Raw genomic sequence first — 23,334 nt, 5'->3', positions numbered from 1 at the left:
CTTATATATTCATTATACAATACTCAACGTTAAGTAAAGGGTGTGACTTTTTTGACAAGATTACTTGTACTGGGTATGTTAGATACGAAACCGATGTCTGGTTATGATATTCAGCAGGCGCTGCGCATGACAGATGCAGAAAGATGGGGCGGCGTATTAATCGGTTCGATTTATCATGCGCTCAAAAAATTAGAAAAGGATGGATATATTGCAATTGACAAAGTGGAACAAACGGGTCATCGGCAAAAGTTTACCTATCGAATCACAGAAGAAGGAAAAAAACACCTGAAAGATTTGGTTCGAGAGGCATTAACCAGTTCATCCGTTCAATATCCTTCCTCTTTATATACCGGCATTTCTTTTTTTGATAAGCTGTCTGTAGAAGAAGCACGTCAAGCTTTAGAACAGCAGCAAATGACGTTGGGAAATGAATATCGCAGTGTCCAGGCAGGTTGGAAGGAAAAAGAAGCAGCGATAGAAGGCGATATTCCCCCCATGGTGCAGTTGGTTTTTGATAATATGTTTGCTACTATCAGACAGCAGCAGGATTTCGTTGAGAAAGCATTGATATACTTAGAAAAAAATGATCAGTAATTCTCCCTCTTTATTGAGAGGGAGAAAAAAATATATTTATAGTCAACATTGAGTAATCAATGGAGGGTAAGTTATATTTTATTCGGGATGGATAATAGCAGTGACATAAGTAAGATAATAAATTACTGCGGTTATCGGTGGAGGCGGCGAGCTAACGAGGCGGTAAAAACAATTATTCCTTTTCCTCTTAAGGAGTAAAAGAAGAAAGGAGGTCATTCAGCTTCTGACAAAGGGGAGTAGCTGTTGTTGATATTAACAACAAAATATCTGAAGAAAGAAGGAAAGAAAATGAATCAGGAACGAAATATTAAAAAAGCTCAAAAAAGCGTCTTGTTAGTTGTAACTTTAGCAATCTTCACTGATATGCTGCTTTATGGAATGATTGTTCCTATTTTACCGGACTATGCTGAAAACTTAGGTATATCACAAACTGCAATCGGTATTTTATTTGGCAGCTATGCAGCTGCTTTATTAATTGCCACACCAATATTTGGTGTTGTTTCAGACAAATTTGGAAGACGTAGTCCAATGCTGTGGGGAATTTTAGGACTCGGTGTCGCTACACTGTTATTTGCGTTTGCGAATACTTTTTGGCTACTACTCCTTTGCCGCGTTTTACAAGGAATTGCTGCAGCTGCCACCTGGACATCCGGTCTTGCATTGCTTGCAGACTTTTATCCATCGAAAGAAAGGGGAAAAGTCATGGGAATTGCTCTATCGGGGCAAGCTTTAGGGACCTTGTTGGGCCCAGCTTTCGGAGGCTGGCTCTACCAATTAGGGGGCTATATGCTTCCGTTTTTTATAGCGGCAGGAATTGCCTTAATCGATGGGCTGTTACGAGTGTTTCTATTGAAAGAAGAGCCTCACAGAAAGGAAGAGGAACCATCAGGTGCGTTCCGTTTATTGAAAAATCGTTCTTTGTTCATGATTGGCGGGGCAGTTGTTATCGGTGCTGCTATTCCCAGTGTGCTGGAACCAACATTTCCAACCTATTTAAGAAATGTGTTTGATGCATCACCAGGAGCTATCGGTTTATTATTTGGTGTACCTTCACTTGCTTATGCGTTTACAGCTCCCATTATTGGAGGTCTTTCCACCAAAATCGGTCATCCTAAAACAATTACTATTGGTTTAGCCATTACTGCTGTTTCTCTGGTACTCGTTGTTTTACCGACCAATATATGGCTGCAAATTGCTGCATTAGCTTGTATCGGTATCAGTATGGGAACGGTACTCGCACCGACACTTCCTGAACTTGCTGATATTGCACAGGAAAGTCAAACCCAAGCGTATGGTGTTACCTTTGCCATTTATAATACGGCTTATTCTGCAGGGATGATGATCGGACCAATGATTAGTGGAGCTGCCTCTGATTTTTTCGGTTTACAGCTAAGTTATTTTGCAATAGGGCTTGTTGTTTTGGTATATATGCTCATTTTTACTGTGATGACACCTTCGAAGAGAAATACGGGATGATAAAATAAACGCTTCTCAAGTAGCAGACCAGATTTATACGTATGCGGTGAAATGGAAGGACAGGATTCATTTTACCGCATACTGGTTTTCAGAAGAATTTGATATTACTATAAGCATGATTTCATACAGTACTCATTAGATACCGGAAATAAAAAAATAATTCAGTGTATTAATGAATGAACCCAACTGTTTGCAATTTTTTCTGGACTTCGTGTTAAATAATTAAACGTTATTTAACACAATAAGAGCGGAACTTCATTTTATATACAGAAAATCAGACCAGATTATATACAGAAAATCAGACCAGAGTCCAATAGTTTATTTAAGACTTATTCATTATTATTGGAAAAACCGATGCCTTAAGATGCGCGAATAGTCATTAGATTCTAAAGTTATGATCGAGTATATTCACTGTCTTAAATCAGGTTAAATTTATTTTAAACTGGCAGTAAGTCTCCATCTCAATAATTCGAAGCTTATTAAACCGCAAGAAGAGGAGCCTGCCTGCCAGTATAATCCACAAACATAGCTGATACAATTCACTTCTTATTTCGCGCAGTTCTATTCCTTTGTAGACAGGAAAACTTAAGGGAGATGAAGTAATCATTTTCCTTTCAATAATTTCTGCCTAATGAAAGGATATATCCTCATAATTGATTTCATAAATAAAATTCCCTATAGCTTTAATGCGCTCATCTTCCAACTGCTGTATAAATTCAATATAATGTATCTCCCACTCATTCTCCGCTTCGATACCATCCTCAATAATATCTGAAAAATCGTGCGTAGCATCCCGTAATTTCTCATAAAATATGATTTTGGCTAAAATAGCTAGTTCAATATCTCCAAAAGTTCTAAAAAGAGCTTCATAATCCCCGTTAAACAGGCATCCTGCATGGAGTAGATCCAGATAATCATGCAGTGAAACAAAATGTCTCCGGATGAGCAGTGCTTTTTCTTCAGAATTGCTGATTTCTAAGATACGGTCTACTAAGCTGCGCATTTGTATATCACTCATTCGATCATTCTCATCTAACTTGAATACCATTGTTTTTTCATGTTCTTTTATTTCTCGGATAATAAGCGTTTCGAAGCTGCCGATTTTTGCAGCACTATTCACCCTTTGAACGAATTCACCGCGGTACAAATCGATGTAATCAATGAGAGCCTGATTTGTTTGCAGGATTTTCTGCAGCTGATCAAGAGCTTGATGAATCAACTTCGTCCTTTGATCAGCAGGGGCAGCTGTTAACATTCGATTCAGCTGCTCAAATTGAATTCCCGAAATCCGGACATTATCAGGTTTTCCTCCGGACAGCAGTGAAAAAACAGCATTATTTATCATTAGCTCAAACATATTAAACAGCTCGATTTGGTAATTAAAGCGACTTATTTTTCCGAGATTTATTAAGACAAACATTACATCCTGAAGACTAAAAAAGCGGCAGAATTCTGTCTCTATTCGTAATCGCTCTAAATACTGCCGTATATAAAAAACGCCCTGAAGCCGCATATCATCAACAGCTAAAGGATAATCAATGCTTGCCATAGTATTTTGGGCTTCGAAAATAATATCATAATGTTTTATAAATACAGGTAACGATTCATCAATAGTCAAATGATAAGCATCGACCGGCACATCTAATTTGATCTTTTTAACTTCTTGATACAGTTGTTTTGTTTCTTCAAAATAACAGCGGAGTAATTCAACCCCTTTAGAATGTATATCTTTTATACTTTCCAAATTTAAACGAGTAAGTGCTTCCTCAGGATTCTCATATTGAAGAGCATAAGCATCAATAGCATAAAGCAGGGATGTCATGATTCCTTCCGCTGTTTCCGTTGTCACTGAGGTACTTGCTCCTTGAGTATACCGCAGGATTAATCGCTGAAGAACCTGCACCACTTCTACTTGTATCTGATAAACTTTTTGACTTGGGATAACTCCTGACCGCTGACCTTCCTGCAGGAGAGAGAGGGTATATTGGTTTTGTTTTAACCGCGACCGATCAATTCTTATATTAGAAATCTGCCGGGAATGACCTGAGTGGTTATCGAATTCCATATATTATTCATCCCCTTTAAAAATAGAATCAGGAAGCGTTATATCTCTTCTGAAATTCTCCGTGAATTCTTCCATTTTACTTCTTAACAGTTCGATAGAGCCTGCACAGGATCTGTTATAATAATCATTCATCAGTTGAATAAGCTTTGCATCTGCAACCTTATCTTCCGTTTCATTTCTAAGATAATAAAAAATCTCCTGAAGTTCATTCAGTGTATCAACATAGTGCTCCTGGTTTATATAAGGGGAGGTGGAAAATACCTCAATTAACTCCTTTAACACACCGTTGCTCAATTCAATTCTCGCATGATCACGCAGCACTTTATTTCTGGATGCCACGAGTGACTTTGCATCATCTGGCGTTAGCGCTAAACCCCGCTCTTTTGTTTTATCGTTTAAACTAACCAGATCCATTATTGTATTGGAATGATGTGATTGTTGGATGGAATTCAACATAGCGGATAAATTCATAGGATATCACCTTTCCTGTAAGGATATTTAGAACGCAAAAAAAGGGTCCCCTGGCCAAGGGAACCCTATTATATAACTAAAAATAATAAATGTAAATTATAGCATGAAATAATTTTTTTGTCAACTTTTTAGATCAAGTTTAAATATTTATGAACTGTCAACGCGCAGCGCTTTTTAACCCCGGTAAATTATTTATTCCAGTTCCAATCCCATGGAAGAAAACCCTGCTCAATGAAGTTTCACTTTATGGCAATATCCTGCAAATTCTCTTTACAATAATTTGTTTATCATTTATATTTATTAAAGGTACTTAATAAAGTAGTTTAATGAATGTGGGAGGTGGTTTGATTGAGAGAAGAAAACAATCCTATTAGACAAAAAAACCTGAGGGAATTGAAAGCGTTGCTGTTTAAAAAGAGAAAAGCTATTAAAGCAGAGATGGTTAAAGACACCGGCCTTAGTGTAGTTACTATTAATTCATTAGTTAAAGAATTAGTGAAGGAAAACATATTTTTGGAGAATTCTTTCGTACAGCAAAAGACAGGGCGGCCGGCAGCCGATTATATTTTTAATTATGACAAATCATTTTATCTTCTCGTTTCAATTCAAGAAAAAAAGAGTGCTAAACGGAAAAGGAACTTGGAAACAATCATTAAAATTGTAAATTTGGATGGAGATGAGAAAGTTTCTGATATAGTCGATTTTCCGAATGATACAGATGACCTTTTGCAAATCATTGATAAATATATTCATAGAGAATATGAAATTGAAAGAATAGGGCTGACACTGCCCGGGAAAATTTTTGAAGGTGTTATTACATCCAGTTGGGAAAATATGTTTGATTCCTGGAATATTGAAAAAGAACTGAAAAAAATAACGGATATTCCTATAAAAATACAGAATGATGCACATATCATGACGATGGGATATTGTGTTGAAAATAATCTTACGAATGAAAGTGTTGTTGGAATCTATTATCCAGAAAAAAGTATGCCGGGAATAACCATACTATCTAAAGGTGTGCTTATAGAAGGACAGAAAGGGTTGGTCGGTGAAATAAAATATCTTCCGATGCTTATGGATAAAGCTGCTCCAGGTACGGATGAAGAATTAGTCCATAATCTTTCAGAAATTGTAGCTATTTATAATGCTGTTATAGCTCCAAGTATTTTTGTGATTTCCTCTGAAAATATAGACGAAGAAATGATGAAGCGACAAATTGGGGATAATACGCATCTTTCCAGGCAGCCAAACAAACCTGTCATCTATTTTGACCGGAATTTCCAGCAAAGCATAACAGTTGGTTTAAGATGGTTAGTTACGAAAGACACGATTTATAAAATTAACTTTCAGGAGAGGTGACTGTAACTATAACTTTCATTTTAAATCTTCATGGAAAGATAAATATTAAAAGGAGATAAAACATGGCAGTATATCTTTTACTAATTATTTATTTAGCTTTTATCAGTTTAGGACTACCAGATTCATTATTAGGAGCAGCATGGCCGGTAATGCAATCAGATCTTAGCGCTCCGATTGAAACAGGCGGAATCCTTTTTATGATGATTGCATTTGGTACGATTATTTCCAGCTTAGTTAGCGGGAGGATACTTAAATTGTTCGGTACTGGCAAAGTAACCTTTGTCAGTGTCTTAATGACTGCCATTGCTTTATTAGGGTTTTATTTTGCTCCATCGGTAATTTGGTTAATCATTTGTGCCATTCCTCTTGGTTTGGGAGCTGGAGCTGTTGATGCGGGGTTAAACAATTATGTAGCTACCCACTACAAGGCGCATCATATGAGCTGGCTGCATTGTTTTTGGGGGATAGGAGCATCCCTCGGACCGATTATAATGGCGTATTTTATTTCTGGGGATAATTCTTGGAGAAACGGGTATCTCGTTATTGCTGGTATTCAATTTGTATTGATTTTGATTCTCTTTTTCTCTTTGCCTTTATGGAACAAAGTAATCCACAATAGTACGCATAGCATACCTGATCAGAATGAAGATGAAATCTATCTAATGAAGGATGAACCTATAAAAAAAATAAAGCCAACGCAAATAAAGGGAGTTAAACTGGCGCTTGTTTCTTTCTTATTATATTGTGGTGTTGAAGCAACGGTAAACCTTTGGGGAAGCAGTTTCTTAGTAAACATCAAAGGATTAAATGCAGCAACAGCAGCCAGTTGGGTTTCTATGTATTTTGTGGGGATAACAGCAGGAAGGTTAATAACTGGTTTTATTACCTTTAAAATAACGAATCGCACACTGATTAGATCTGGCCAAATCACAGCATTAACAGGTGCCGTTATTCTGTTGCTGCCACTGCCCGCCTTTTTTTCACTTGCTGGCTTTATCATTATTGGGCTTGGTCTAGCTCCAATATTTCCGTGTATGTTACATGAAACACCGTCGCGATTTGGAAGAAAACATTCTCAAACAATAATGGGTTATCAAATGGCTGCCGCTTATACAGGTACTACATTTATGCCACCTGTTATCGGTTTCATTGTATCTCACACAACGATGGGAGTCTTTACGATTTGTATTGTTATTTTTATTGCAGTAATGATTCTATGCTCAGAGAAATTAAACAGCTTACTGAAAACATCTCAATTATTAAAGCAGGAGAGGTAGAAATACAGATCGTCTTAAATAGAGTTCTTAAATGGATGAATTTATTTACAGAGCGGGAGGATATTATATGATTAAATTGATATTAACAGATATGGATGGTACATTTTTGAATAACAGTGGTGATTTTAATCGGGAATTGTATAAAGATGTTAAAAAGATAATGAAGGAAAAAGATGTTGTATTTGCACCTGTTACAGGGAAACAATGTGAACGTGTGGAGACATTATTTGGAGACGATGCAGATGATTTATGGATTCTGGGAGACAGCGCAACCCGAATCAAGCATCAAGGTAAATTTGTTTATGAATCATTGTTAAGCAATAAATTAGGACTGAAAATTATTCACTTACTTGAGGAAATAAGCTCGAAACATACGATTATCGCATGTACGAAAGAGGCAGCGATTGTTAAACAAAACCTTTCACCGGATGAAATGAATGTTGTCAAAGGATCATATACGCAGATAAGGCAGGTTGCTGATTTTAATGAAATAACGGATGATTTTATTAAGATAACAGTTCATGATCCATCCTTAAATTGTTTTGAGACAAAAGAGAAATTATCTCCATTTTTTGAGTCAGCTTACATTGTTGCCTCTGAAGCAGCCTGGATTGATATTGCAAATGCTAATGTTCATAAGGGGACTACTGTTGAACATTTACAGCATTTATTAAATACGACCCCGGAAGAAACGATGGCGTTTGGTGACGGTTATAATGATTTAGAGCTTATGGTCCGTGCGAAATATAGTTTTGCGGTCCGTAATGCAGTACAGGAATTAAAAGATGCCGCGAATTACATCGCTCGTTCCAATGAAGAGGATGCTGTAATGAAGACGATCATTCAAACGTTATCTTTACAAGGATAATGGTATGATTAGAAAATGAGCTATATAAACTTTTTACAATTGTTATAATGGTAAGAGGTACGTTGAAAAAGAAGAATTACCGTTTGTGTTTAACTGGTTTTATCACGCAGAGAAATCCCGATCCCGGCATTTTGGCAGTGCGGAACTCGGGTTAGCTATCTGCAAGAAAAGTTTGTAATTAATATTCAATGGTCTTCTTCCGTGCGGTTTTTAATACTGGCTGTCTGTGCAGTCAGTATTTATTTTGTATAAGAAACTATAAAAATATTGCTTTTAGATAGCTATAAATACATTCCGATTTTATTCTAACGTGTTGGGTGTTTTAGAAAACTTTTTATTATCAATTGAAAACACTGCCAATTATAAATTCTGTTTTTTCTTTCTGATATGATTAATCGTTTTCGGGGAGAATCAATTCTATGGATTTAAATTGTTCCATTGTTTTTTCTCTATCCTCTTTTGTTAAAGGTTCACATCGGTCCATCTCTTCAGAATCCAGGCATCTTGCCATCAAAGAAATTTGAATCTGTTGACCCGCTTCATTCCATACTATCGCTAAGATAGTGTGGTTATTCTCATCATATTGAAATTCTGCAACATCTAAATATTGATTTTCATAAGTTGTTTCTATTTTTTTGAAATTTAAATCCTTATCAGCACTTGCTGACATCATTCTCATACTATCTTCTGCAGTGCCCATAGAGCGATAATATTGCATAAAAAAATGGACATGAACATTTCTGTTCTTTTCTACATTCCTTATTTCAACTGTTTCCCTCTCGTTATCAGAACTTGCGAAGTGACTCCGATACTCCACTTTCATCTCTTCAGGAAAGTCCATGGTAAAGCTTTCTGATTCCGATAAAAAAGGGTAATACCCTTCTCGTATTGGCTCTGCGGACTGTAAAAACCCTCTTGTAAAGTTATCTTTAAATGCTGGTGCTTCTGGTAATTCATCAAGCTTCATTTCTGAAGGCTTTCTATTTTCTTCTTGTATACGCATATCGCAGCCACCTGCGATGATTAGTATACATACAAACATGACGATATATTTTTTCAATATTCCTCTAAAAAATAATGGTTTTATAAAGAGATATGAAGCCTGTTTCCAAAGAAAGAACAGGTAAAATTTTAGGGATGGCTGATCTTTCTAATGCTGTAAAAACTAGAGTGAAAAGGTACTCTCCAAGGATGAAGCAGTGTCTCGATTTGGTTGCTGCATTACTTGGAAAATGTCGAATTCTTGTTCTGGATGTATTTCTTGGTATTACACTTACTCAAATTCTTGCAAACAATCTACTTGGAACGATGTATTGACTCCAATCAGTGTCGCTCGTAATTTTTTATTACAAGAATCCGAAAGAGCTATGGTACCGCCAGGACCGTCATATAGTTCGAATAACCTGACCGAGGGGCAATGCTGGCGCTATCGTTCATCAGGGTATTAACTATTTCAATCATTCTAATGAAGCGAAGGGGGGGGAGAATGCGATTGATTTTTGCAGAAAAAATCTTCATATTACATGGTTGATTTCCGTGGATTTATAAACCTCAATACAGCTTGTGATTTTGCTATAACAGAAAGAGTAATAAATGATATAATTACTCTTCCGATATAATAATAAGTAAATGGTAATAAATCATATAAATGCTTATTAAATTGAAAATGATTTATTTAATAGACCTTTCAAATAATTAGGAGTATCAATTTTCTTTAATTATAATTACTTTGACACATAGAGTAATCAGTGTTAATATAACTCTATCAGATAGAGTTATATGATAAGGAAGGATTATTATGATTAGAAGTGATATTATCCGGGGACATCTGGAATCGATTATACTGCGGTTGATTTATGAAAATGATCAATATGGTTATGAAATATCAAAACAAATCAGCTTGCGGACAGAAAATCGTTTTCAGATTAAAGAAGCAACATTATATGCCGTTTTCCAACGCCTTGAAAAGAAAGAATTAATTGAGTCATATTATGGCAAAGTATCTCATGGCGGAAAGCGAAAATATTATAGGATCACGATGTTAGGAAAAGCATATTTAAAAGAAACAGCCAGAGAATGGAAAGTTACAAAGGAAATTATTGATTTGTTTATGGAGGGATTAGATTGAATAAGATAAAAAATCATGTAGATGAATTATTTAAAGATATTCGAAAGAGTGAAGAAAAGGAAATTATTAAACAAGAGATTTTTCAGAATCTGGAAGAAAAAGTGTATGATTTGGTGGCTCAAGGGAAAGAAGAAGAGGATGCTGTTAACAAAGCCATCGTGGAATTTGGGAATATTGATGAAATAAAAAGTGAACTAGGTGTTTATAACGTAAACAGAGATGGAGATGGAAAAAGAATTGAAAGAGCAAAAATCGATTTGAATTTCTCTATCTGGGGAAGTATTTTAATTATTGCCTTGATGGTTTTTATTAATCTATACTACTCGCCATCAACAATTTGGTTTGTCTATCCGACCTTTGCTATTTTATGGTGGCCGCTCAGTATGTTTTATCGATGGAGAAAATTAAAATAAAAGAGGTGTCAATATGAAGCAGGAAATTGTTTTTGCAACGATTGGAAGTATTATGACGATTGTATTTTTGATGATAGTTAACCTTCTCACCAGTCCTGAGCATCTTTGGTTTTTATATCCTTCTCATATACTTGTTCTGTGGCCTGTCAGCCTTTATTTTTTAAGTGAAAAGCAATATAAATTTGGTGTTCTTTTTGTAGGATTAGTAATCATCCTTTTCTTATCGTTAAATAATTATTTCAATTCACCGGGGCATCCATGGGTTTTATACGCTGTTTATCCAATTATTTTATTGGTAGTCTTAACTTTCTTAGGTAAATCAAGTATAAAACTGTCTGTTGCAATAATCGGAAGCCTGGCTGCCATACTGTATTATTCTTTCTTGAATTATTATCTTTCGCCAGGGTACCCGTGGGCGGTTTATCCGGCATATGCAGTGTTATGGTGGCCAACACTTTTATATTTTATCAGTTCAAAAAGATATTTTGGACTATCTATTTTCGGAACCTTCTTAACAGTCGTTTTTTTGATTGTTGTCAGCGCGGTTTCCACACCAAATGTTATTTGGGAAGTGTATCCGATTTTTCTAATTCTGTGGTGGCCTTTGAGTATGTATTTTTATGGTTCTAATAAAAGAAATAGTCGCAATAAAATAATCCGGCAAATATAGGAACAATGCTGGAATACAAAGCAGCCTGGTACAGAAAGCAAATTGTTATCGTTGTTAAAAACTCCCCCTCCAGTTAGCTATGTTCGAATTGTGGACATCAAAACAAAGACGATAAAAATCTCGCTTTGCGTGAATAGAAGTTTGATAAGTGTAAAAATAATGAAACCATTATCAGTGAATTTTTCTTAAAAGGATTTGGTGAATGTGAAAAAGAAGGACCAAAACATGTTAGACTTTCTATTTTTTATACCGCCAGATGATACCTCTGCATCCAATAATAGAATACTGCCTTGGAGTTCCTTTCTTGTTATTTGTGGAGGGTGGCTTATACTCTGGTATTTGACGCCAGGGCTGCATGGCAATGGTATTGGGAACCTATTTACGAATAATGACGAATCCTCTATTTTTCTAGAAACAATCATTGCATTAATTATTGTAATCATACTGATTGTAACGCATAAACGCTGTAATCAATTATTATTTCATCAATCCAAAATGGATTTATCTCTATATTTCTCCCGTTGTTCTGGCTTTGGTGCTTCCTTTTTATTACAATCTTCCGCTTCCAGCACATCTTTATATTTTTTGGATGACTGTTTCTGTATTCTGGCAGGATTACCTTACATTTGGATTATTGCAGAGTTACTTAGAGGAACACCTGCCAATGTGGACAGTTATTCTGGCAGTTGCAATCATTTTCTATATTGGTCATGCGGTATTTATTCCCGATAGTTTTGCACTCGCGCATGTTTCATCTGCATTTAGTATCTTAGGTCTCGGCATCGTAGTGGCATTTTTACGTGCGAAACTGAAAACACTTCATATTATTTTAGTTCTGCACTTATCGTTTTACTTTATTTTTGTTTTTTAGTACGTGTTTGTCTTGAATCAAAATACCGTAAATCTACGTCTGTTTCAAGCGGAGGCTCTGCTTCAGCTGGTTTTAACTGCAAGAATGTATATATTGTTATGGTTAATTATTGATAATTTCCACTATTTCTCTGGTCGCTTTTTTTGCTTCGGGTATAGGATAAAGTACAAAGATGTGATTCATCTTTGGATATTCAAAATAATTTATTTTCACTTCTCCCGCTTTCAGTCTGTCTCTGAACTTTCTGGCGTCAGGTAAAAAAACTTCATGTGTTCCGACAAATAAAGTAATTTCTCCCAATCCATTTATCTCTCCATTTATTGGGCTGAGTAAATAATCATTTGGGTTTGTGTCTCCTGCATATGCTTTCCCCATTTCAATTAAACCATAAATACCCAGCATTGGATCTTTGCGTTCCAGCGCAGAAGCATCTGGATTTTTCATCGTAATATCAAGCCAAGGTGAAATTAAGATGATATGCCGGGGCTGTGATAACTTTTTTTCCAGGAGCAATTGTGCTAACGCTAATGCAAATCCTCCGCCGGCTGAGTCGCCCATCAAGGTAATATTATCCTTACCAAATGTTCTTAAAATCCATTCGTATATCGGAAGAACTTTATCAAAAGATTCATTATATTGATGGTTGGGAGCTTTAGGGTAGATTGGAACGAAAATTGTAGCTTTCGTTTCTTTTGCTATTTTTCCAAGAAAAAGCCAGTGGAATACAGATGGCTGTTCGATATATCCTCCTCCATGCAAATAGAGTATAGCTTTTTCAGAAGTATTTTTTTCTTGATTAAAGATATAATAGTCCATTCCATCAAACTTTTGTTTTTTTATGTCAAACTTTCTTTGAATAAATTTTGGCAAGACATAAGGCTTCTCATTTTTGATTTGTTTTTCTTTTAAAAATTTAGCGTATAAATTATGATTGGTAAAATTATTTTTGTTACTCAACCGTGTGAGTAAACGTTCTGCGAACCAGCTCTGAATACTTCTCATATTTGCTTCCCCCTGTATATCATTAATCGTTCGATTTTATCGCAGTTTAACTTGTGTGTAAGGCTTCCGCTTCAATAAGAAAGGAAAATTGAAAATTCTAAGTGGGAGCAGGGCAGTCCAGGATGCTCTGATTGGTTCAAGATTCTTTATGAAGACTACTTTTTAGTCAAGTTTTGATTGAAGTTTTGATTGAAGTTTCATTTTATGTATAATGTTTAACCCATTTTGAACATTACTTGTGACAATCTTATTGTTAAAGTATGTTTTGAGCATACGGAAGCCGTCGCATACGTATTGATTATTCCTATATATCCAGCAGATGACTTAGCATGGATCAAATAATATCTGATGTAATTTTATTTAAACAAACTAAAAAGCCATCCTTTCAGTATAAAACAAAAGAAGATGACTGCATTCCAAAACTTCTGTAATACCAATTTTTATTCTGCAATCTTTACATAAATATATAAATATTTGTGTTTATTGTATTAGTTAAGATGTAAAATCTAAATACCTTACAAGTATATACGCTTCTTCATTATTTATCATCTTTAAACAGAATTATGTTTACAGTAATTATAATCAATTTATCGGCTTAAAATCATCGGGATTAAAAATTTTTACAGTGAAAGCTCTATTCAATTGGCAGATATACAGTTAATTTTACCTTGTTGTTATTTGTGAAATAAATAAAAATATATTCTTTTCCTGATAGGGAGGGAATAGTATATATTAATCTTACGAGAATACAACACATAGAAGCTGTTATTAAAAGATATTTTTTCAGGTCTTTTGAATCATTCTATATAAGCAAATATATAGTTTTTTAAAGATAAAAGGAGTAGTATGAAAATTGAAAATAAAATTATTTAAAAAGGGAAAACTTATAATGAAAAAGTTCTATCTCATATTATTGGTCTTATGTTTAGCGTGTGTATTAGCAGCTTGTGGAGGAGATGACAATAATGAAAGCGCTGATAACGCAGGTGATGAGGGAGAGACAGAGTCTGCAGGTGTGGAAGAAACTGAGGAAGATGAAGATTCTGAGTTTGCCAGCGTTGAAGCTGGAGAAGAAGTATTTCAAAACAATTGTGCCGGCTGCCATGGCCAAGATCTGACTGGAGGAGGAGGTCCGGATTTAACAGAAATCGGCAGTAAATATTCTCAGAATGAAATTGCTGATATTGTTGAAAATGGAACAGATGGAGGAATGCCAGCCTTCGGGAATTTAGAGGGTGATGACCTGGATGAACTTACTAAGTGGCTGAGTGAACATAAGTAATAGGTAATAAAAAATAAGTATACATTATGATGCTCCCTTTAAGCAGACGGAGAAATAATAAAAACTCTCTAGTGGCATAAAGGGAGCACTTTGTTTGCTGATTAATAATTACATAAAAGAATGAAATTGAATAATGAAGCATCTGCCTTTTGATGGATGTTAAATGGATAACCATTAAAAACTCCTCCCTAAAAACAGAGAGTGAGAATATCAAAACATTAAAAAGTTATTAGAATTTTTAAATAATAACTGTAAAAATATCTCTTTAATGGTATGATGAATACAGAAATTGTATATGAAAAGAAGAGAGAAGGGTAACAGAATGATAAAAAGAAGCTGTTTTTTTCTCCATATACTTTTATTAAGCTTATGTTTTCCGAATACTTTTTCAGCAGCAGAAAATACAACACCATCTGGTATCCCGATTGAAGAACTGGAAGAGTTTGTAGACGATTATGCAGAGGAATACATAGGAAATACTGTGGCAGGTGCAGTAATTATAGTTATTAAAGATAATCAGATTGTCCTGTCCAAAGGTTATGGTTTTTCAGATATAGAAAATCAAATCCCGATGGATCCAGAGATAACAGTTTTGGAGTGGGGATCTATTGCCAAATTATTTGTCTGGGTCTCAGCCATGCAGCTTGCTGAACAAGGAGAATTGGATTTGGAGGAGGACATCCGCAGCTATTTGCCGGAAGATTTTCTGACTAAATTAAATTTTGATGAGCAGCCCATTACCATGTTAAACTTAATGCATCATAATGCGGGCTTTGAAGAGTATATTTTTGATTTATTATTTGACTCTCCAGAACATCTGGTGTCTTTGGAGGAATCTTTGAAATTAGCAGAGCCGAAGCAGGTCTATAAGCCTGGGAAGGTTGTTGCTTATTCTAATTATTCTACTTCTTTAGCAGCTTATATTATCGAAGGAATTACCGGACAGCCTTTTTATGAATATGTAGATGAGCATATTTTTGAAGAATTGGGAATGAATCATTCCACTATGCATTTGCCTGTTGAGGATAATCAAGACATTGCGCTTCATAAAGGAAAGGGTTACTTAACTGGGGATAGTGCTAATTTTACAGAATCACAGCCTTTTTATATTTCCATGTATCCAAGCGGAGGGATTAATGGAACAGCGATAGATTTAGCGGAATTTGTACAGGCTTTGATGCCGCCTGAATCGGAAAATACTTCTTTATTTCAGGAAAAGGGGACACTTTTTGAACTATTTTCAACAAGCTATTCTCCAAAGGAGGGCGTCCCGGGACTTGCTCACGGTTTTTGGGAATATGACGGGGAGTATAGAGGGCTGATGCATGGTGGAAATACAGTTGCTTATTCCAGCAATATGCAGATAGTTCCGGAGGATCAGTTTGCTATTATTGTTTTAACTAATCAGGCTGATGAAACAGATCTTTCAATTGGGCTGATAGATGAATTAGTAGGGAGGGGAGATCAGGCAGTACAGGAAAACCTTCCTCCAGCCTCTGACGTAGAAGGGTCTTACCTTACTGCACGCCGAACTTATGATGGTTTCATGAATCTTTATGCATATCTTGCTCCATTACATGTTGAGCCAATAAATGATAATGAGATTGAATTGGATCTGGCGGGTTTTAAAGCAACTTATATGCAAACGAGTCCTTATGTATATAAGTTGAAAAGCGGAAATGATATCTTTATACAAAACAATGTTATGTATTTTCATGTGAATGATGGAGAAGCAGAGCAAATTTCAACGGTGTATGCTGATTATGTGTCTATGGATAAAAGTAAATCGTTTCTGCTTGTAAGCTTAGTATTATTTATTTGGTCTGTAGTGTACTTCCTGATTTCTCCTTTTGTTTTAATAGTGCTGGCATTTTTTCGAAGGAGAAGAAAGAATAAAACAACAGCTGCTGCGAAATGGAACTGGGCGGTGATGCTTTCAGGGACAGCCTTGACAGTTAATATAGCACTATTGATAGTACGGATGCTGGCTAATCCAATGCGGGCATATTCAGAGTTGTTTCTTCATTTTATAGGGACTTATTGTTTCACTATAACCAGTTTGATTTCTCTTGTTATGGTAATTATATATTGGAAAAAAGCTCCGTTATCGAAATGGCAGAAGGGCGGATATCTGTTGACCTGTATCAGCAGCATACTGTTTATTGCCTGGCTGTTTATTTGGCAGATGTATTCATAAACCCATTAAACGGTTTTCTGTAAATAAGAGAAGAGGCATTTATGTTCATGCTTATTCTCTTATTTTTATTTGTCTGGTAAGAAATTCCAATCTGCAAAAATAAAATTGATGCCCGTTATGAAAGAGATAGATACTATCAAATATTTGCATCTTGTCCAAAGAAAAATAATGTTAGAATTGAGTTTTGGATAATCAGGAGGATTTGGATAGAGAAGAATATGAATTAATAAAATGTCTCGGAAGAAAATACCGCGGAAAATATCAATGGCCTCCTTTTGTCAGCATGATACCGGATCAATTGCCGTGGATGATTAACCAGAAAGAAAGCCTTCTTTTAAAGGATATTCAATTAAAGTTGAATACTTTTCTTTCTGATACGGAAAACCTGTCTGAAAAGGTTCCGAGCTTTGGAGAGAACCTGCTTGTTATTCAGGAAAATGGGGAATTAACTCTTTTATCAATGGATGAGCTGATTGAAAAAGCTCTGCAGAACCCTGTTTTGAAGCTGGATATATCTGAACTGGAGTGACGGCGGACAAAGAAAAAAATATAGCCTGCAAATGGGAATGAAGTAGAGCTGGCCTTTATTCAAATGAACGAACCAGTTCAGAAAACTCCTGAATCAAGACCTTTTATCCCGTATATTCTTGTTCTTATTGATAGGGGAACGGAGGAAGTATTACATTATGATTTAATAGAATCTGTTTGCGATACAGAAGGTGTTCAGCAGGCAATCTACCAACTTCTTGATAAAATAAAAGTTTTACCGAAAGCTGTTTATATGTTCGATGATTTTTTGCGGTAAATGGAGAACCACTCTTTGACAGACTATCTATTCCTTTAATAAAAATAGAGGAGCTGGAAGATGTGGAACAGTTTGTTGAGATGATGGTGTCTGAGGAAGGTCCATTTTAGATAAAGAATAACAGCTGTTAATTATAGAAATAAAGAAGCCTCCTTTTCATTGACGTGTAACATGAAAATAATGAAGGGATGTTTTTCTACAGCTTTTAATTTTTAGCTCATATAAAAAGATTCATAGAAATATCTTTAACGATTATCGGAGCTTTCTTTTGTATCACCGCAGGTATATTGGGGCTTGTACGTAAACCTCCAACCGGATGAATACTTTAATGCGTGCGCCGGGTATCTATAAAAAAAACAGCTTGAACGATCGTTCAGCTGTTTTTATGAGTGCTAGTTCAACGGATTTAAATGTTTTTATTGATTAACTCTATTATCAACATCTACGATTTTAGCAGGATTTAGGATGTTATTTGGATCTAAAGCTTTTTTAATATTTACCATAACATCAAGTGCTGCACCGTGCTCCAGGCGTTGATAAGGTTTTTTTCCGATACCTACACCGTGTTCACCAGTACAGGTTCCGCCGCGCTCTAATGCGTAGCGTACAATTTTTTCATTAAATTGCTTTGCTTTTTTTACTTCTTCTTCATTTTCCATATCGATCATAATTAATGAATGGAAATTTCCGTCCCCGACATGTCCTAAAATGCCTCCAGGAATATTCAGCTTTTCTAATTCTTCACCCGCATAAATCACGGAATTTGCCAGTTCAGAAATTGGAACAGCAACATCTGTCAGCATCATTTTTTTACCAACATGACCATGAATATAAGCATATGCTAGATTGTGCCGGGCATCCCATAAATGGTTGCGGGCAGCGTTATCTGTTTCCGAGCTGAAATTATCACAGCCGTGATCCTGCATAATCTCCTGTGAAAATGCGAGATCTTCTTGCAACCCAGATGCATTTCCGTGAAATTCTAAGAAAAGTGTGGGCTTTATAGGATAATTTGTCTCATTGAATTTATTAATTTGTGTTACAGAAGCTTCATCAACAAACTCAACTCTCGCGATTGGAATTCCTGCATGTAAAATAGAGGTTACGGCTTCAATTGCGTTAGTAAGACTTGGAAAAGTAGCACGGGCAGCAACAATATGCTCCGGTATTCCATAAACCTGAAGTGTAAGTTCGGTAAAACAGCCAAGTGTGCCTTCAGAACCAATAAAAAGCCCGTTTAAATGATAGCCAGAAGAGGATTTTGCTGCCAGGTTTCCTGTATGAATAACACTTCCATCTGCAAGCACAACTTCCATATCACGAACCTGATCACGCATAACCCCATATTTCACAGTTGTGGTACCGCTTGCATTTGTTGCTGCCATTCCACCAAGAGTTGCATTTGCACCAGGGTCTACAGTGAAAAAAAGACCGTACTTTTTTAACTCTTTATTCAGCTGTTCTCTTGTCACTCCCGGCTGAACTTTTACAAGCAAATCACTTTCTTTTATTTCCAGAATCTGATTCATTAATGAAAAATCAATCGTAAGCCCGTTTTGGTAAGGGATAACATGTCCTTCTAAACTGGTACCAACTCCAAAAGGGGTTACCGGAGTTTGAAATTTCTGGGCGACCTCCATGATAAACGAAACTTCCTCTGTTGATTTTGGAAACACGACGACATCAGGCAGGCTTGTCTGATGATAGGTTTCATCTTTACTATGTAGTTCTTTCACTGTGTCATTTGAGGATATTTGATCACTTGATAATTTTGTGCTTAATGCTTGTATAACTTGTTCCATATTTTTGCTCCTTTCCTTCGTTAGAATGGAAAATTATTTTGAATATAAAGTAAATATACACTTTAATATATTATATTCATTATAATTGCTTTTCAAATTAATTCAATAATTGTAAAAGAATTTTAAGTTTTGACAAGATAATTTCTCGTAGAGGGGGAGTGAATAATTTAAAACAACAAAATACCACTTGCTTATTTTACTAAGCAGGTGGTATTTTTCGTATCTGTCTAATAATTAATAAAACTAATTATATATTAACTAAAAGGGTCCTATCATTTTACTTATCTTAATTCTTTACCGGATTTAACATTCTTTCGATTTTACCCATAATTAAATCTGCTGCAATTGCCATCAAGGCTGTAGGGACAGCACCAGCTAAAATAATAGCTGTTCCATCCGTTGCATTTGTACCTCGTACAATGATGGAGCCGAGACCTCCTGCGCCAACAAACGTTCCGATTGCTACAACACCGATGCCGACAACAAGTGCTGTACGGATTCCTGCCATCATAACGCTGACTGCTAGAGGTAATTCTACTTTGAACAACAGTTGGAATCGTGTCATTCCAGAAGCATAAGCAGCTTCCTTCACTGTTTGGTCGACCCCGGTTATTCCAACATAGGTATTTTGAATGATGGGCAATAGGGAATAGAAAAAAACGGTTGTAATGACGGTTGTTGTTCCAAGTCCCATCGCAACCATGGTAATAGCCATAAATCCTAATACAGGAATGGTTTGAATGATGCTTCCAAGTGTCAGCACCCATCCGCTCAGCTTACCATATCTGGCAATCAAAACACCAATTGGGATGGAAACAATGGAAGCGAAAAGAACACCGTAGGCAGCCATTAAAAAGTGACGGTAAAATTCTGTCCAAATGTAAAAACCATTTTGAGATACGTATGTTGTAAATTGTTCCCAGATGCTCATTATTTGCCCTCCTTATCTTCGAAGTAGTTGTTTTCTTCCAGGAAGTCGCGGGCAATGGCTGCCGGGCTGACTAATTCCACGTCACCTTGGTAGTTCATTTCCTGCATATTTTCTGTTGTTACTGTGTCGCTCAGCTTGTCCATTACTTCTTTAATCTCTGGATTTTTCTCCAGGATTTCATTTCTTGCTACAGGAGAAGCATCATAAGGAGGGAAGAAGTCATCGTCCAGTACTTTTAAATCGTAAGCGGCAATTCTTCCGTCTGAGGAATAGCCAAGTACCGCATCCATATTCCCAGATGCCGCAGCTTCATACACTAGACCAATTGCCATTGGATAAACATTACCAAAAGCAAAGTGTGTCTCTGTAAAAGCTTCATAGCCGTCACCTGAACGATTTACCCATGCGTTATCCACTCCAAAATTCATATCATCAGCGAAGGGCTTTAGATCATCTACGTGTGTAATTCCATTTTCATCTGCAAATTCCTGTGTAACGGAAATGGTATAACTGTTTTCAAAACCGTAGGAGTCGCCCCATGTCTGGTTAAATTTTTCGTCAAATTCCCGCTGTACAATTTCCATTGCTTCCTCAGGGTCTGTAATATCTTCATAATTTAAGACACCTGCAATATCTGTGCCGGTATATCTGGTAGCGGTAATATCTACTTCATCCTGCATCATTGCTTGGTGCAGGACCATAGTTGATCCTAAATTTGTTACTAACTCCGTATCTAAATCAGTATAGTGCTCGATCATCTGAGATAGAATATTGCCCCATATTTCGGATTCTACCGTATCTAAGGTTGCAATTCGAACGGTACTTTCTGAAGGACCGCTGAGACCAGGCAGTGCGCATCCTGAAAGGAGAAGTGCCGAAAGAAGGGGAACCAGCAATAATTTCTTCATATATTATCCTTCCTTTTTATACAGTTTTTCTCGCAGTGTAACTGGCTGTAAGACTCCCACTCCTAACATAGAGAAAACTCGAAATTTCTAGGTGGGAGATCAAACAGCCAGTAACGGCCCGATTGGTTCGGGGCTACAGGATGTAGGTCACAAAGGCGTTGCGACACGATGTCGCGAACTTAGCCTTTGTTCCTTACGTCAGTGGGAAATGCTAAGAAAAACCTCACTGAATAAAGTTTCACTTTATCAAGGCTTTAGGCGTTAATCCTTTTTCAAGGAGTGATAATAACCCATTAGCAATTAAAGCTAAAATCGTTGCCGGAACCGTACCGAGAACAATAAGTTCAGGTTTATACAGATTCAGACCATCGAAAATGAGATCACCTAAACCGCCGCCGCCGATAAATGCTGCCAGTGTGGCCCAGCCAATCAGGTAAACTGTTGCAAATCGTATGCCGGACATAATGACAGGTAAAGCCAGCGGCAGTTCAACTTTTCGAATAATCTCAAAGGTACTCATTCCCATGCCTTTTCCTGCTTCTTTTAAACTTGTATTTACTTCCATAACACCGGTGTACGTATTTCTAAGTATGGGGAGTACAGAATAAATAAACAAAGCAATAATCGCAGGTACAACGCCTACGCCCAGAAAAGGCATTAAAAAAGCTAAAATAGCTAAACTCGGGACGGTTTGCAAAATTCCTACGAAAGATATAAACCGGTCTGCTGCTTTACTTGGTATCCGTGTCAGTAAAATCCCCAGCGGAACAGCAACCAGTACGCCTAAAACAATAGCGGCGATAGAGATGTATAAATGCTCTCCCGTTTTATCTAACAAATCCCATCCATATGATGAGAGTGTATCCATCATTGTCTGCATGCTCTGCTGCCTCCTTTATTATTCAATTGCACTGCCTTCTGCTGTTTCATCACCCCAGATGGTGTTGTATACCATATCTGCAAGTGTTGCTCTTGTTACAATTCCCGCCAGCTTATTATTATCTGTCACAACTGGTACGTAACTGCTGCCACGGCGAAGCATACGATACATCGTATCCCGGAGCAGGCTGTTTTTATCAACAGCATATTTTGCAGTATCCATTACTTCATAGACCTGGTTTTTCTTTTTATAATTTGAATCGATCATTTCGATATCGACGTAGCCTTTTAAAATTCCTGACTCATCAACTACAAGCAGAGAGTCCACACGCTTTGCATGCATTTTCTGAATCGCTTCTTTCAGACTGCTTTCTTCTTCTATCGTAATTGGATTCGGATTCATAATCTGTTCGACCCGTGTTACCTCCGGGCGACTTTCTAATAACCGGTCTTTTCCAATAAAGTCTTCTACAAATTCGTTAGCTGGATGACGCAGAATATCATCTGGGGTACCGGCTTGAACGATTTCCCCCTTATTCATAATAACGATCTTATCAGCGAGTTTTATTGCTTCATCCATATCATGCGTTACAAAAACGATTGTTTTATCCATTTCCCTTTGAAGCTTTTTAAACTCTTCCTGTAAACTGTCACGGGTAATTGGGTCTAGTGCCCCAAAAGGTTCGTCCATTAAAATTAATGGGGGATTCACAGCCAAAGCTCTCAGCACACCAATTCGCTGCTGCTGTCCACCGCTTAGTTCATGAGGATAACGATTTAAATATTCCTCTGGAAGGTCAACTAAAGAAATAAGTTCTTTTGCCCGTTTCTGTTGTTTTTCCTTATTCCATTTTAAAAGGGATCCTACAAGAGATATATTTTCTCCTACAGTCATATGGGGCATTAATCCGATTTGCTGAATAACATATCCAATGGATCGTCGCAGCTGGACAGCATTCTGCTTGAGAACATTTACTCCGTCCACAAGAATTTCTCCGCTGGAAGGCTCAATTAACCTATTAATCATTTTCATTGTTGTTGTTTTTCCACAGCCGCTTGGTCCAATAAAAACGACAAACTCTCCACGTTCTATTTTTAGGTTCAGTTTATGAACAGAAGGATAGTCGTTCCCTTCGAACTGTTTTGTTACTTCTTTAAACTCTAGCATCCAAAGCACCTCCATTGCTTATTCCGTTAAAAAACTAACTTTCAGACTTACTCAGTATAATAAACAGTCAGGTAAAAATGAAAATCCGAAAATAGCGATTTAAACCGTAAAATCTGTGCAATTTAAACTTTACAAAGTATACAGAAGGGTTTATCTTAGAATTTC

Annotated in this window: 23 protein-coding genes and 1 pseudogene; 15 read left to right on the top strand and 9 right to left on the bottom strand. The window is 36.6% G+C overall.

Going from position 1 to position 23,334, the window contains the following annotated elements; translation table 11 throughout:
* Nucleotides 1-51: 51 nt before the first annotated feature.
* Both MHH51_RS13105 and MHH51_RS13100 read left to right on the top strand, forming a co-directional pair.
* Nucleotides 52-594 carry a PadR family transcriptional regulator gene (locus MHH51_RS13105; protein WP_147210469.1) on the top strand — a complete coding sequence of 181 codons (543 nt, stop codon included), beginning with the start codon at nt 52-54 and terminating at the stop codon, nt 592-594.
* Between the two features lie 246 nt (nt 595-840).
* Nucleotides 841-2,070, top strand: coding sequence for an MFS transporter (locus tag MHH51_RS13100; protein WP_246145127.1), 1,230 nt, complete (start codon nt 841-843; stop codon nt 2,068-2,070).
* Between the two features lie 628 nt (nt 2,071-2,698).
* Here MHH51_RS13100 and MHH51_RS13095 read toward each other — a convergent pair.
* Together MHH51_RS13095 and MHH51_RS13090 are read right to left on the bottom strand one after the other, a co-directional pair.
* Complete coding sequence (locus tag MHH51_RS13095) at nt 2,699-4,135, bottom strand: DUF6179 domain-containing protein (RefSeq protein ID WP_339282281.1); 1,437 nt, start codon at nt 4,133-4,135, stop codon at nt 2,699-2,701.
* Between the two features lie 3 nt (nt 4,136-4,138).
* Nucleotides 4,139-4,606, bottom strand: coding sequence for a DUF6323 family protein (locus MHH51_RS13090; RefSeq protein WP_147210471.1), 468 nt, complete (start codon nt 4,604-4,606; stop codon nt 4,139-4,141).
* A gap of 348 nt (nt 4,607-4,954) precedes the next feature.
* On the opposite strand from MHH51_RS13090, the gene MHH51_RS13085 reads away from it, so the two are divergent.
* From MHH51_RS13085 to MHH51_RS13075, 3 genes are all read left to right on the top strand, one after another.
* On the top strand, nt 4,955-5,968 hold the full coding sequence (locus MHH51_RS13085; RefSeq protein WP_339282280.1) for an ROK family protein: 1,014 nt from the start codon (nt 4,955-4,957) through the stop codon (nt 5,966-5,968).
* Between the two features lie 62 nt (nt 5,969-6,030).
* Nucleotides 6,031-7,245 carry an MFS transporter gene (locus MHH51_RS13080; RefSeq protein ID WP_156987547.1) on the top strand — a complete coding sequence of 405 codons (1,215 nt, stop codon included), beginning with the start codon at nt 6,031-6,033 and terminating at the stop codon, nt 7,243-7,245.
* A gap of 67 nt (nt 7,246-7,312) precedes the next feature.
* The gene (locus tag MHH51_RS13075; protein ID WP_147210474.1) at nt 7,313-8,113 is read left to right on the top strand and encodes an HAD family hydrolase; all 801 of its coding nucleotides are present in this window, start codon (nt 7,313-7,315) and stop codon (nt 8,111-8,113) included.
* Nucleotides 8,114-8,504: 391 nt separating this feature from the next.
* Here MHH51_RS13075 and MHH51_RS13070 read toward each other — a convergent pair whose 3' ends face one another.
* Nucleotides 8,505-9,116 (bottom strand): hypothetical protein, encoded by a 612-nt coding sequence (locus MHH51_RS13070; RefSeq protein WP_339282279.1) that lies wholly within the window; start codon nt 9,114-9,116, stop codon nt 8,505-8,507.
* A 92-nt stretch (nt 9,117-9,208) separates the two neighbouring features.
* Here MHH51_RS13070 and MHH51_RS13065 point away from each other — a divergent pair, with 92 nt between their 5' ends.
* The 6 genes and pseudogenes from MHH51_RS13065 to MHH51_RS13040 all read left to right on the top strand — a co-directional run bounded on the left by MHH51_RS13065 (nt 9,209) and on the right by MHH51_RS13040 (nt 12,195).
* Nucleotides 9,209-9,430 carry a hypothetical protein gene (locus MHH51_RS13065; protein ID WP_156987542.1) on the top strand — a complete coding sequence of 74 codons (222 nt, stop codon included), beginning with the start codon at nt 9,209-9,211 and terminating at the stop codon, nt 9,428-9,430.
* Nucleotides 9,431-9,911: 481 nt separating this feature from the next.
* Nucleotides 9,912-10,241 carry a helix-turn-helix transcriptional regulator gene (locus MHH51_RS13060; protein WP_147210476.1) on the top strand — a complete coding sequence of 110 codons (330 nt, stop codon included), beginning with the start codon at nt 9,912-9,914 and terminating at the stop codon, nt 10,239-10,241.
* Entirely contained in the window at nt 10,238-10,654 is a 417-nt protein-coding gene (locus tag MHH51_RS13055; RefSeq protein WP_339282278.1) for a permease prefix domain 1-containing protein, read from the top strand. Before MHH51_RS13060 ends, MHH51_RS13055 begins: the two co-directional genes overlap by 4 nt.
* A 13-nt stretch (nt 10,655-10,667) precedes the next feature.
* Nucleotides 10,668-11,324: a hypothetical protein gene (locus tag MHH51_RS13050; RefSeq protein WP_156987540.1), complete on the top strand. Its 657-nt coding sequence runs from the start codon at nt 10,668-10,670 to the stop codon at nt 11,322-11,324.
* A gap of 5 nt (nt 11,325-11,329) precedes the next feature.
* A pseudogene (locus MHH51_RS13045) lies at nt 11,330-11,458 on the top strand (zinc ribbon domain-containing protein); the annotation flags it as partial.
* A gap of 530 nt (nt 11,459-11,988) precedes the next feature.
* Nucleotides 11,989-12,195, top strand: a complete 207-nt coding sequence (locus MHH51_RS13040) for a hypothetical protein (RefSeq protein ID WP_339282277.1) — start codon at nt 11,989-11,991, stop codon at nt 12,193-12,195.
* Between the two features lie 102 nt (nt 12,196-12,297).
* On the opposite strand, the gene MHH51_RS13035 is transcribed toward MHH51_RS13040, so the two are convergent.
* On the bottom strand, nt 12,298-13,197 hold the full coding sequence (locus MHH51_RS13035) for an alpha/beta hydrolase (RefSeq protein ID WP_339282276.1): 900 nt from the start codon (nt 13,195-13,197) through the stop codon (nt 12,298-12,300).
* A gap of 889 nt (nt 13,198-14,086) precedes the next feature.
* Here MHH51_RS13035 and MHH51_RS13030 point away from each other — a divergent pair.
* From MHH51_RS13030 to MHH51_RS13015, 4 genes are all read left to right on the top strand, one after another.
* The gene (locus MHH51_RS13030) at nt 14,087-14,479 is read left to right on the top strand and encodes a cytochrome c (RefSeq protein WP_339282275.1); all 393 of its coding nucleotides are present in this window, start codon (nt 14,087-14,089) and stop codon (nt 14,477-14,479) included.
* Nucleotides 14,480-14,801: 322 nt separating this feature from the next.
* The gene (locus tag MHH51_RS13025) at nt 14,802-16,676 is read left to right on the top strand and encodes a serine hydrolase domain-containing protein (RefSeq protein ID WP_339282274.1); all 1,875 of its coding nucleotides are present in this window, start codon (nt 14,802-14,804) and stop codon (nt 16,674-16,676) included.
* A 202-nt stretch (nt 16,677-16,878) separates the two neighbouring features.
* The gene (locus MHH51_RS13020) at nt 16,879-17,205 is read left to right on the top strand and encodes a hypothetical protein (protein WP_339282273.1); all 327 of its coding nucleotides are present in this window, start codon (nt 16,879-16,881) and stop codon (nt 17,203-17,205) included.
* A gap of 63 nt (nt 17,206-17,268) precedes the next feature.
* Entirely contained in the window at nt 17,269-17,481 is a 213-nt protein-coding gene (locus MHH51_RS13015) for a hypothetical protein (RefSeq protein ID WP_339282272.1), read from the top strand.
* Between the two features lie 416 nt (nt 17,482-17,897).
* Here MHH51_RS13015 and MHH51_RS13010 read toward each other — a convergent pair whose 3' ends face one another.
* The 5 genes from MHH51_RS13010 to MHH51_RS12990 form a co-directional block, all read right to left on the bottom strand.
* Nucleotides 17,898-19,283: an FAD-linked oxidase C-terminal domain-containing protein gene (locus MHH51_RS13010; RefSeq protein WP_147210484.1), complete on the bottom strand. Its 1,386-nt coding sequence runs from the start codon at nt 19,281-19,283 to the stop codon at nt 17,898-17,900.
* Between the two features lie 286 nt (nt 19,284-19,569).
* Entirely contained in the window at nt 19,570-20,214 is a 645-nt protein-coding gene (locus MHH51_RS13005; RefSeq protein ID WP_077601435.1) for an ABC transporter permease, read from the bottom strand.
* The gene (locus tag MHH51_RS13000) at nt 20,214-21,122 is read right to left on the bottom strand and encodes an osmoprotectant ABC transporter substrate-binding protein (RefSeq protein ID WP_147210485.1); all 909 of its coding nucleotides are present in this window, start codon (nt 21,120-21,122) and stop codon (nt 20,214-20,216) included. The genes MHH51_RS13005 and MHH51_RS13000 overlap by 1 nt, the downstream gene beginning before the upstream one ends.
* Before the next feature lie 238 nt (nt 21,123-21,360).
* Nucleotides 21,361-22,002 (bottom strand): ABC transporter permease, encoded by a 642-nt coding sequence (locus tag MHH51_RS12995; protein WP_156987526.1) that lies wholly within the window; start codon nt 22,000-22,002, stop codon nt 21,361-21,363.
* 18 nt (nt 22,003-22,020) lie between these two features.
* A complete protein-coding gene (locus tag MHH51_RS12990; RefSeq protein ID WP_156987524.1) occupies nt 22,021-23,169 on the bottom strand; it encodes a betaine/proline/choline family ABC transporter ATP-binding protein in 1,149 nt (382 codons plus the stop codon).
* Between the last annotated feature and the right edge of the window lie 165 nt (nt 23,170-23,334).

It is taken from the genome of Oceanobacillus sp. FSL K6-3682 (assembly GCF_037976165.1).
In the GTDB taxonomy this organism is placed as follows: Bacteria; Bacillota; Bacilli; order Bacillales; family Amphibacillaceae; genus Oceanobacillus; species Oceanobacillus sojae.
The sequence above is the reverse complement of the archived record's forward strand: the minus strand, read 5'-3'. Positions and strand labels throughout refer to the sequence as shown.

Coding starts and splice junctions, on each gene's coding strand:
- MHH51_RS13095 (WP_339282281.1), bottom strand. CDS start 4,135: ATGGAATTCGATAACCACTCAGGTCATTCCCGGCAGATTTCTAATATA.
- MHH51_RS13090 (WP_147210471.1), bottom strand. CDS start 4,606: ATGAATTTATCCGCTATGTTGAATTCCATCCAACAATCACATCATTCC.
- MHH51_RS13080 (WP_156987547.1), top strand. CDS start 6,031: ATGGCAGTATATCTTTTACTAATTATTTATTTAGCTTTTATCAGTTTA.
- MHH51_RS13075 (WP_147210474.1), top strand. CDS start 7,313: ATGATTAAATTGATATTAACAGATATGGATGGTACATTTTTGAATAAC.
- MHH51_RS13070 (WP_339282279.1), bottom strand. CDS start 9,116: ATGCGTATACAAGAAGAAAATAGAAAGCCTTCAGAAATGAAGCTTGAT.
- MHH51_RS13065 (WP_156987542.1), top strand. CDS start 9,209: ATGAAGCCTGTTTCCAAAGAAAGAACAGGTAAAATTTTAGGGATGGCT.
- MHH51_RS13060 (WP_147210476.1), top strand. CDS start 9,912: ATGATTAGAAGTGATATTATCCGGGGACATCTGGAATCGATTATACTG.
- MHH51_RS13050 (WP_156987540.1), top strand. CDS start 10,668: ATGAAGCAGGAAATTGTTTTTGCAACGATTGGAAGTATTATGACGATT.
- MHH51_RS13040 (WP_339282277.1), top strand. CDS start 11,989: ATGTGGACAGTTATTCTGGCAGTTGCAATCATTTTCTATATTGGTCAT.
- MHH51_RS13035 (WP_339282276.1), bottom strand. CDS start 13,197: ATGAGAAGTATTCAGAGCTGGTTCGCAGAACGTTTACTCACACGGTTG.
- MHH51_RS13030 (WP_339282275.1), top strand. CDS start 14,087: ATGAAAAAGTTCTATCTCATATTATTGGTCTTATGTTTAGCGTGTGTA.
- MHH51_RS13025 (WP_339282274.1), top strand. CDS start 14,802: ATGATAAAAAGAAGCTGTTTTTTTCTCCATATACTTTTATTAAGCTTA.
- MHH51_RS13015 (WP_339282272.1), top strand. CDS start 17,269: ATGAACGAACCAGTTCAGAAAACTCCTGAATCAAGACCTTTTATCCCG.
- MHH51_RS13010 (WP_147210484.1), bottom strand. CDS start 19,283: ATGGAACAAGTTATACAAGCATTAAGCACAAAATTATCAAGTGATCAA.
- MHH51_RS13005 (WP_077601435.1), bottom strand. CDS start 20,214: ATGAGCATCTGGGAACAATTTACAACATACGTATCTCAAAATGGTTTT.
- MHH51_RS13000 (WP_147210485.1), bottom strand. CDS start 21,122: ATGAAGAAATTATTGCTGGTTCCCCTTCTTTCGGCACTTCTCCTTTCA.
- MHH51_RS12995 (WP_156987526.1), bottom strand. CDS start 22,002: ATGCAGACAATGATGGATACACTCTCATCATATGGATGGGATTTGTTA.
- MHH51_RS12990 (WP_156987524.1), bottom strand. CDS start 23,169: ATGCTAGAGTTTAAAGAAGTAACAAAACAGTTCGAAGGGAACGACTAT.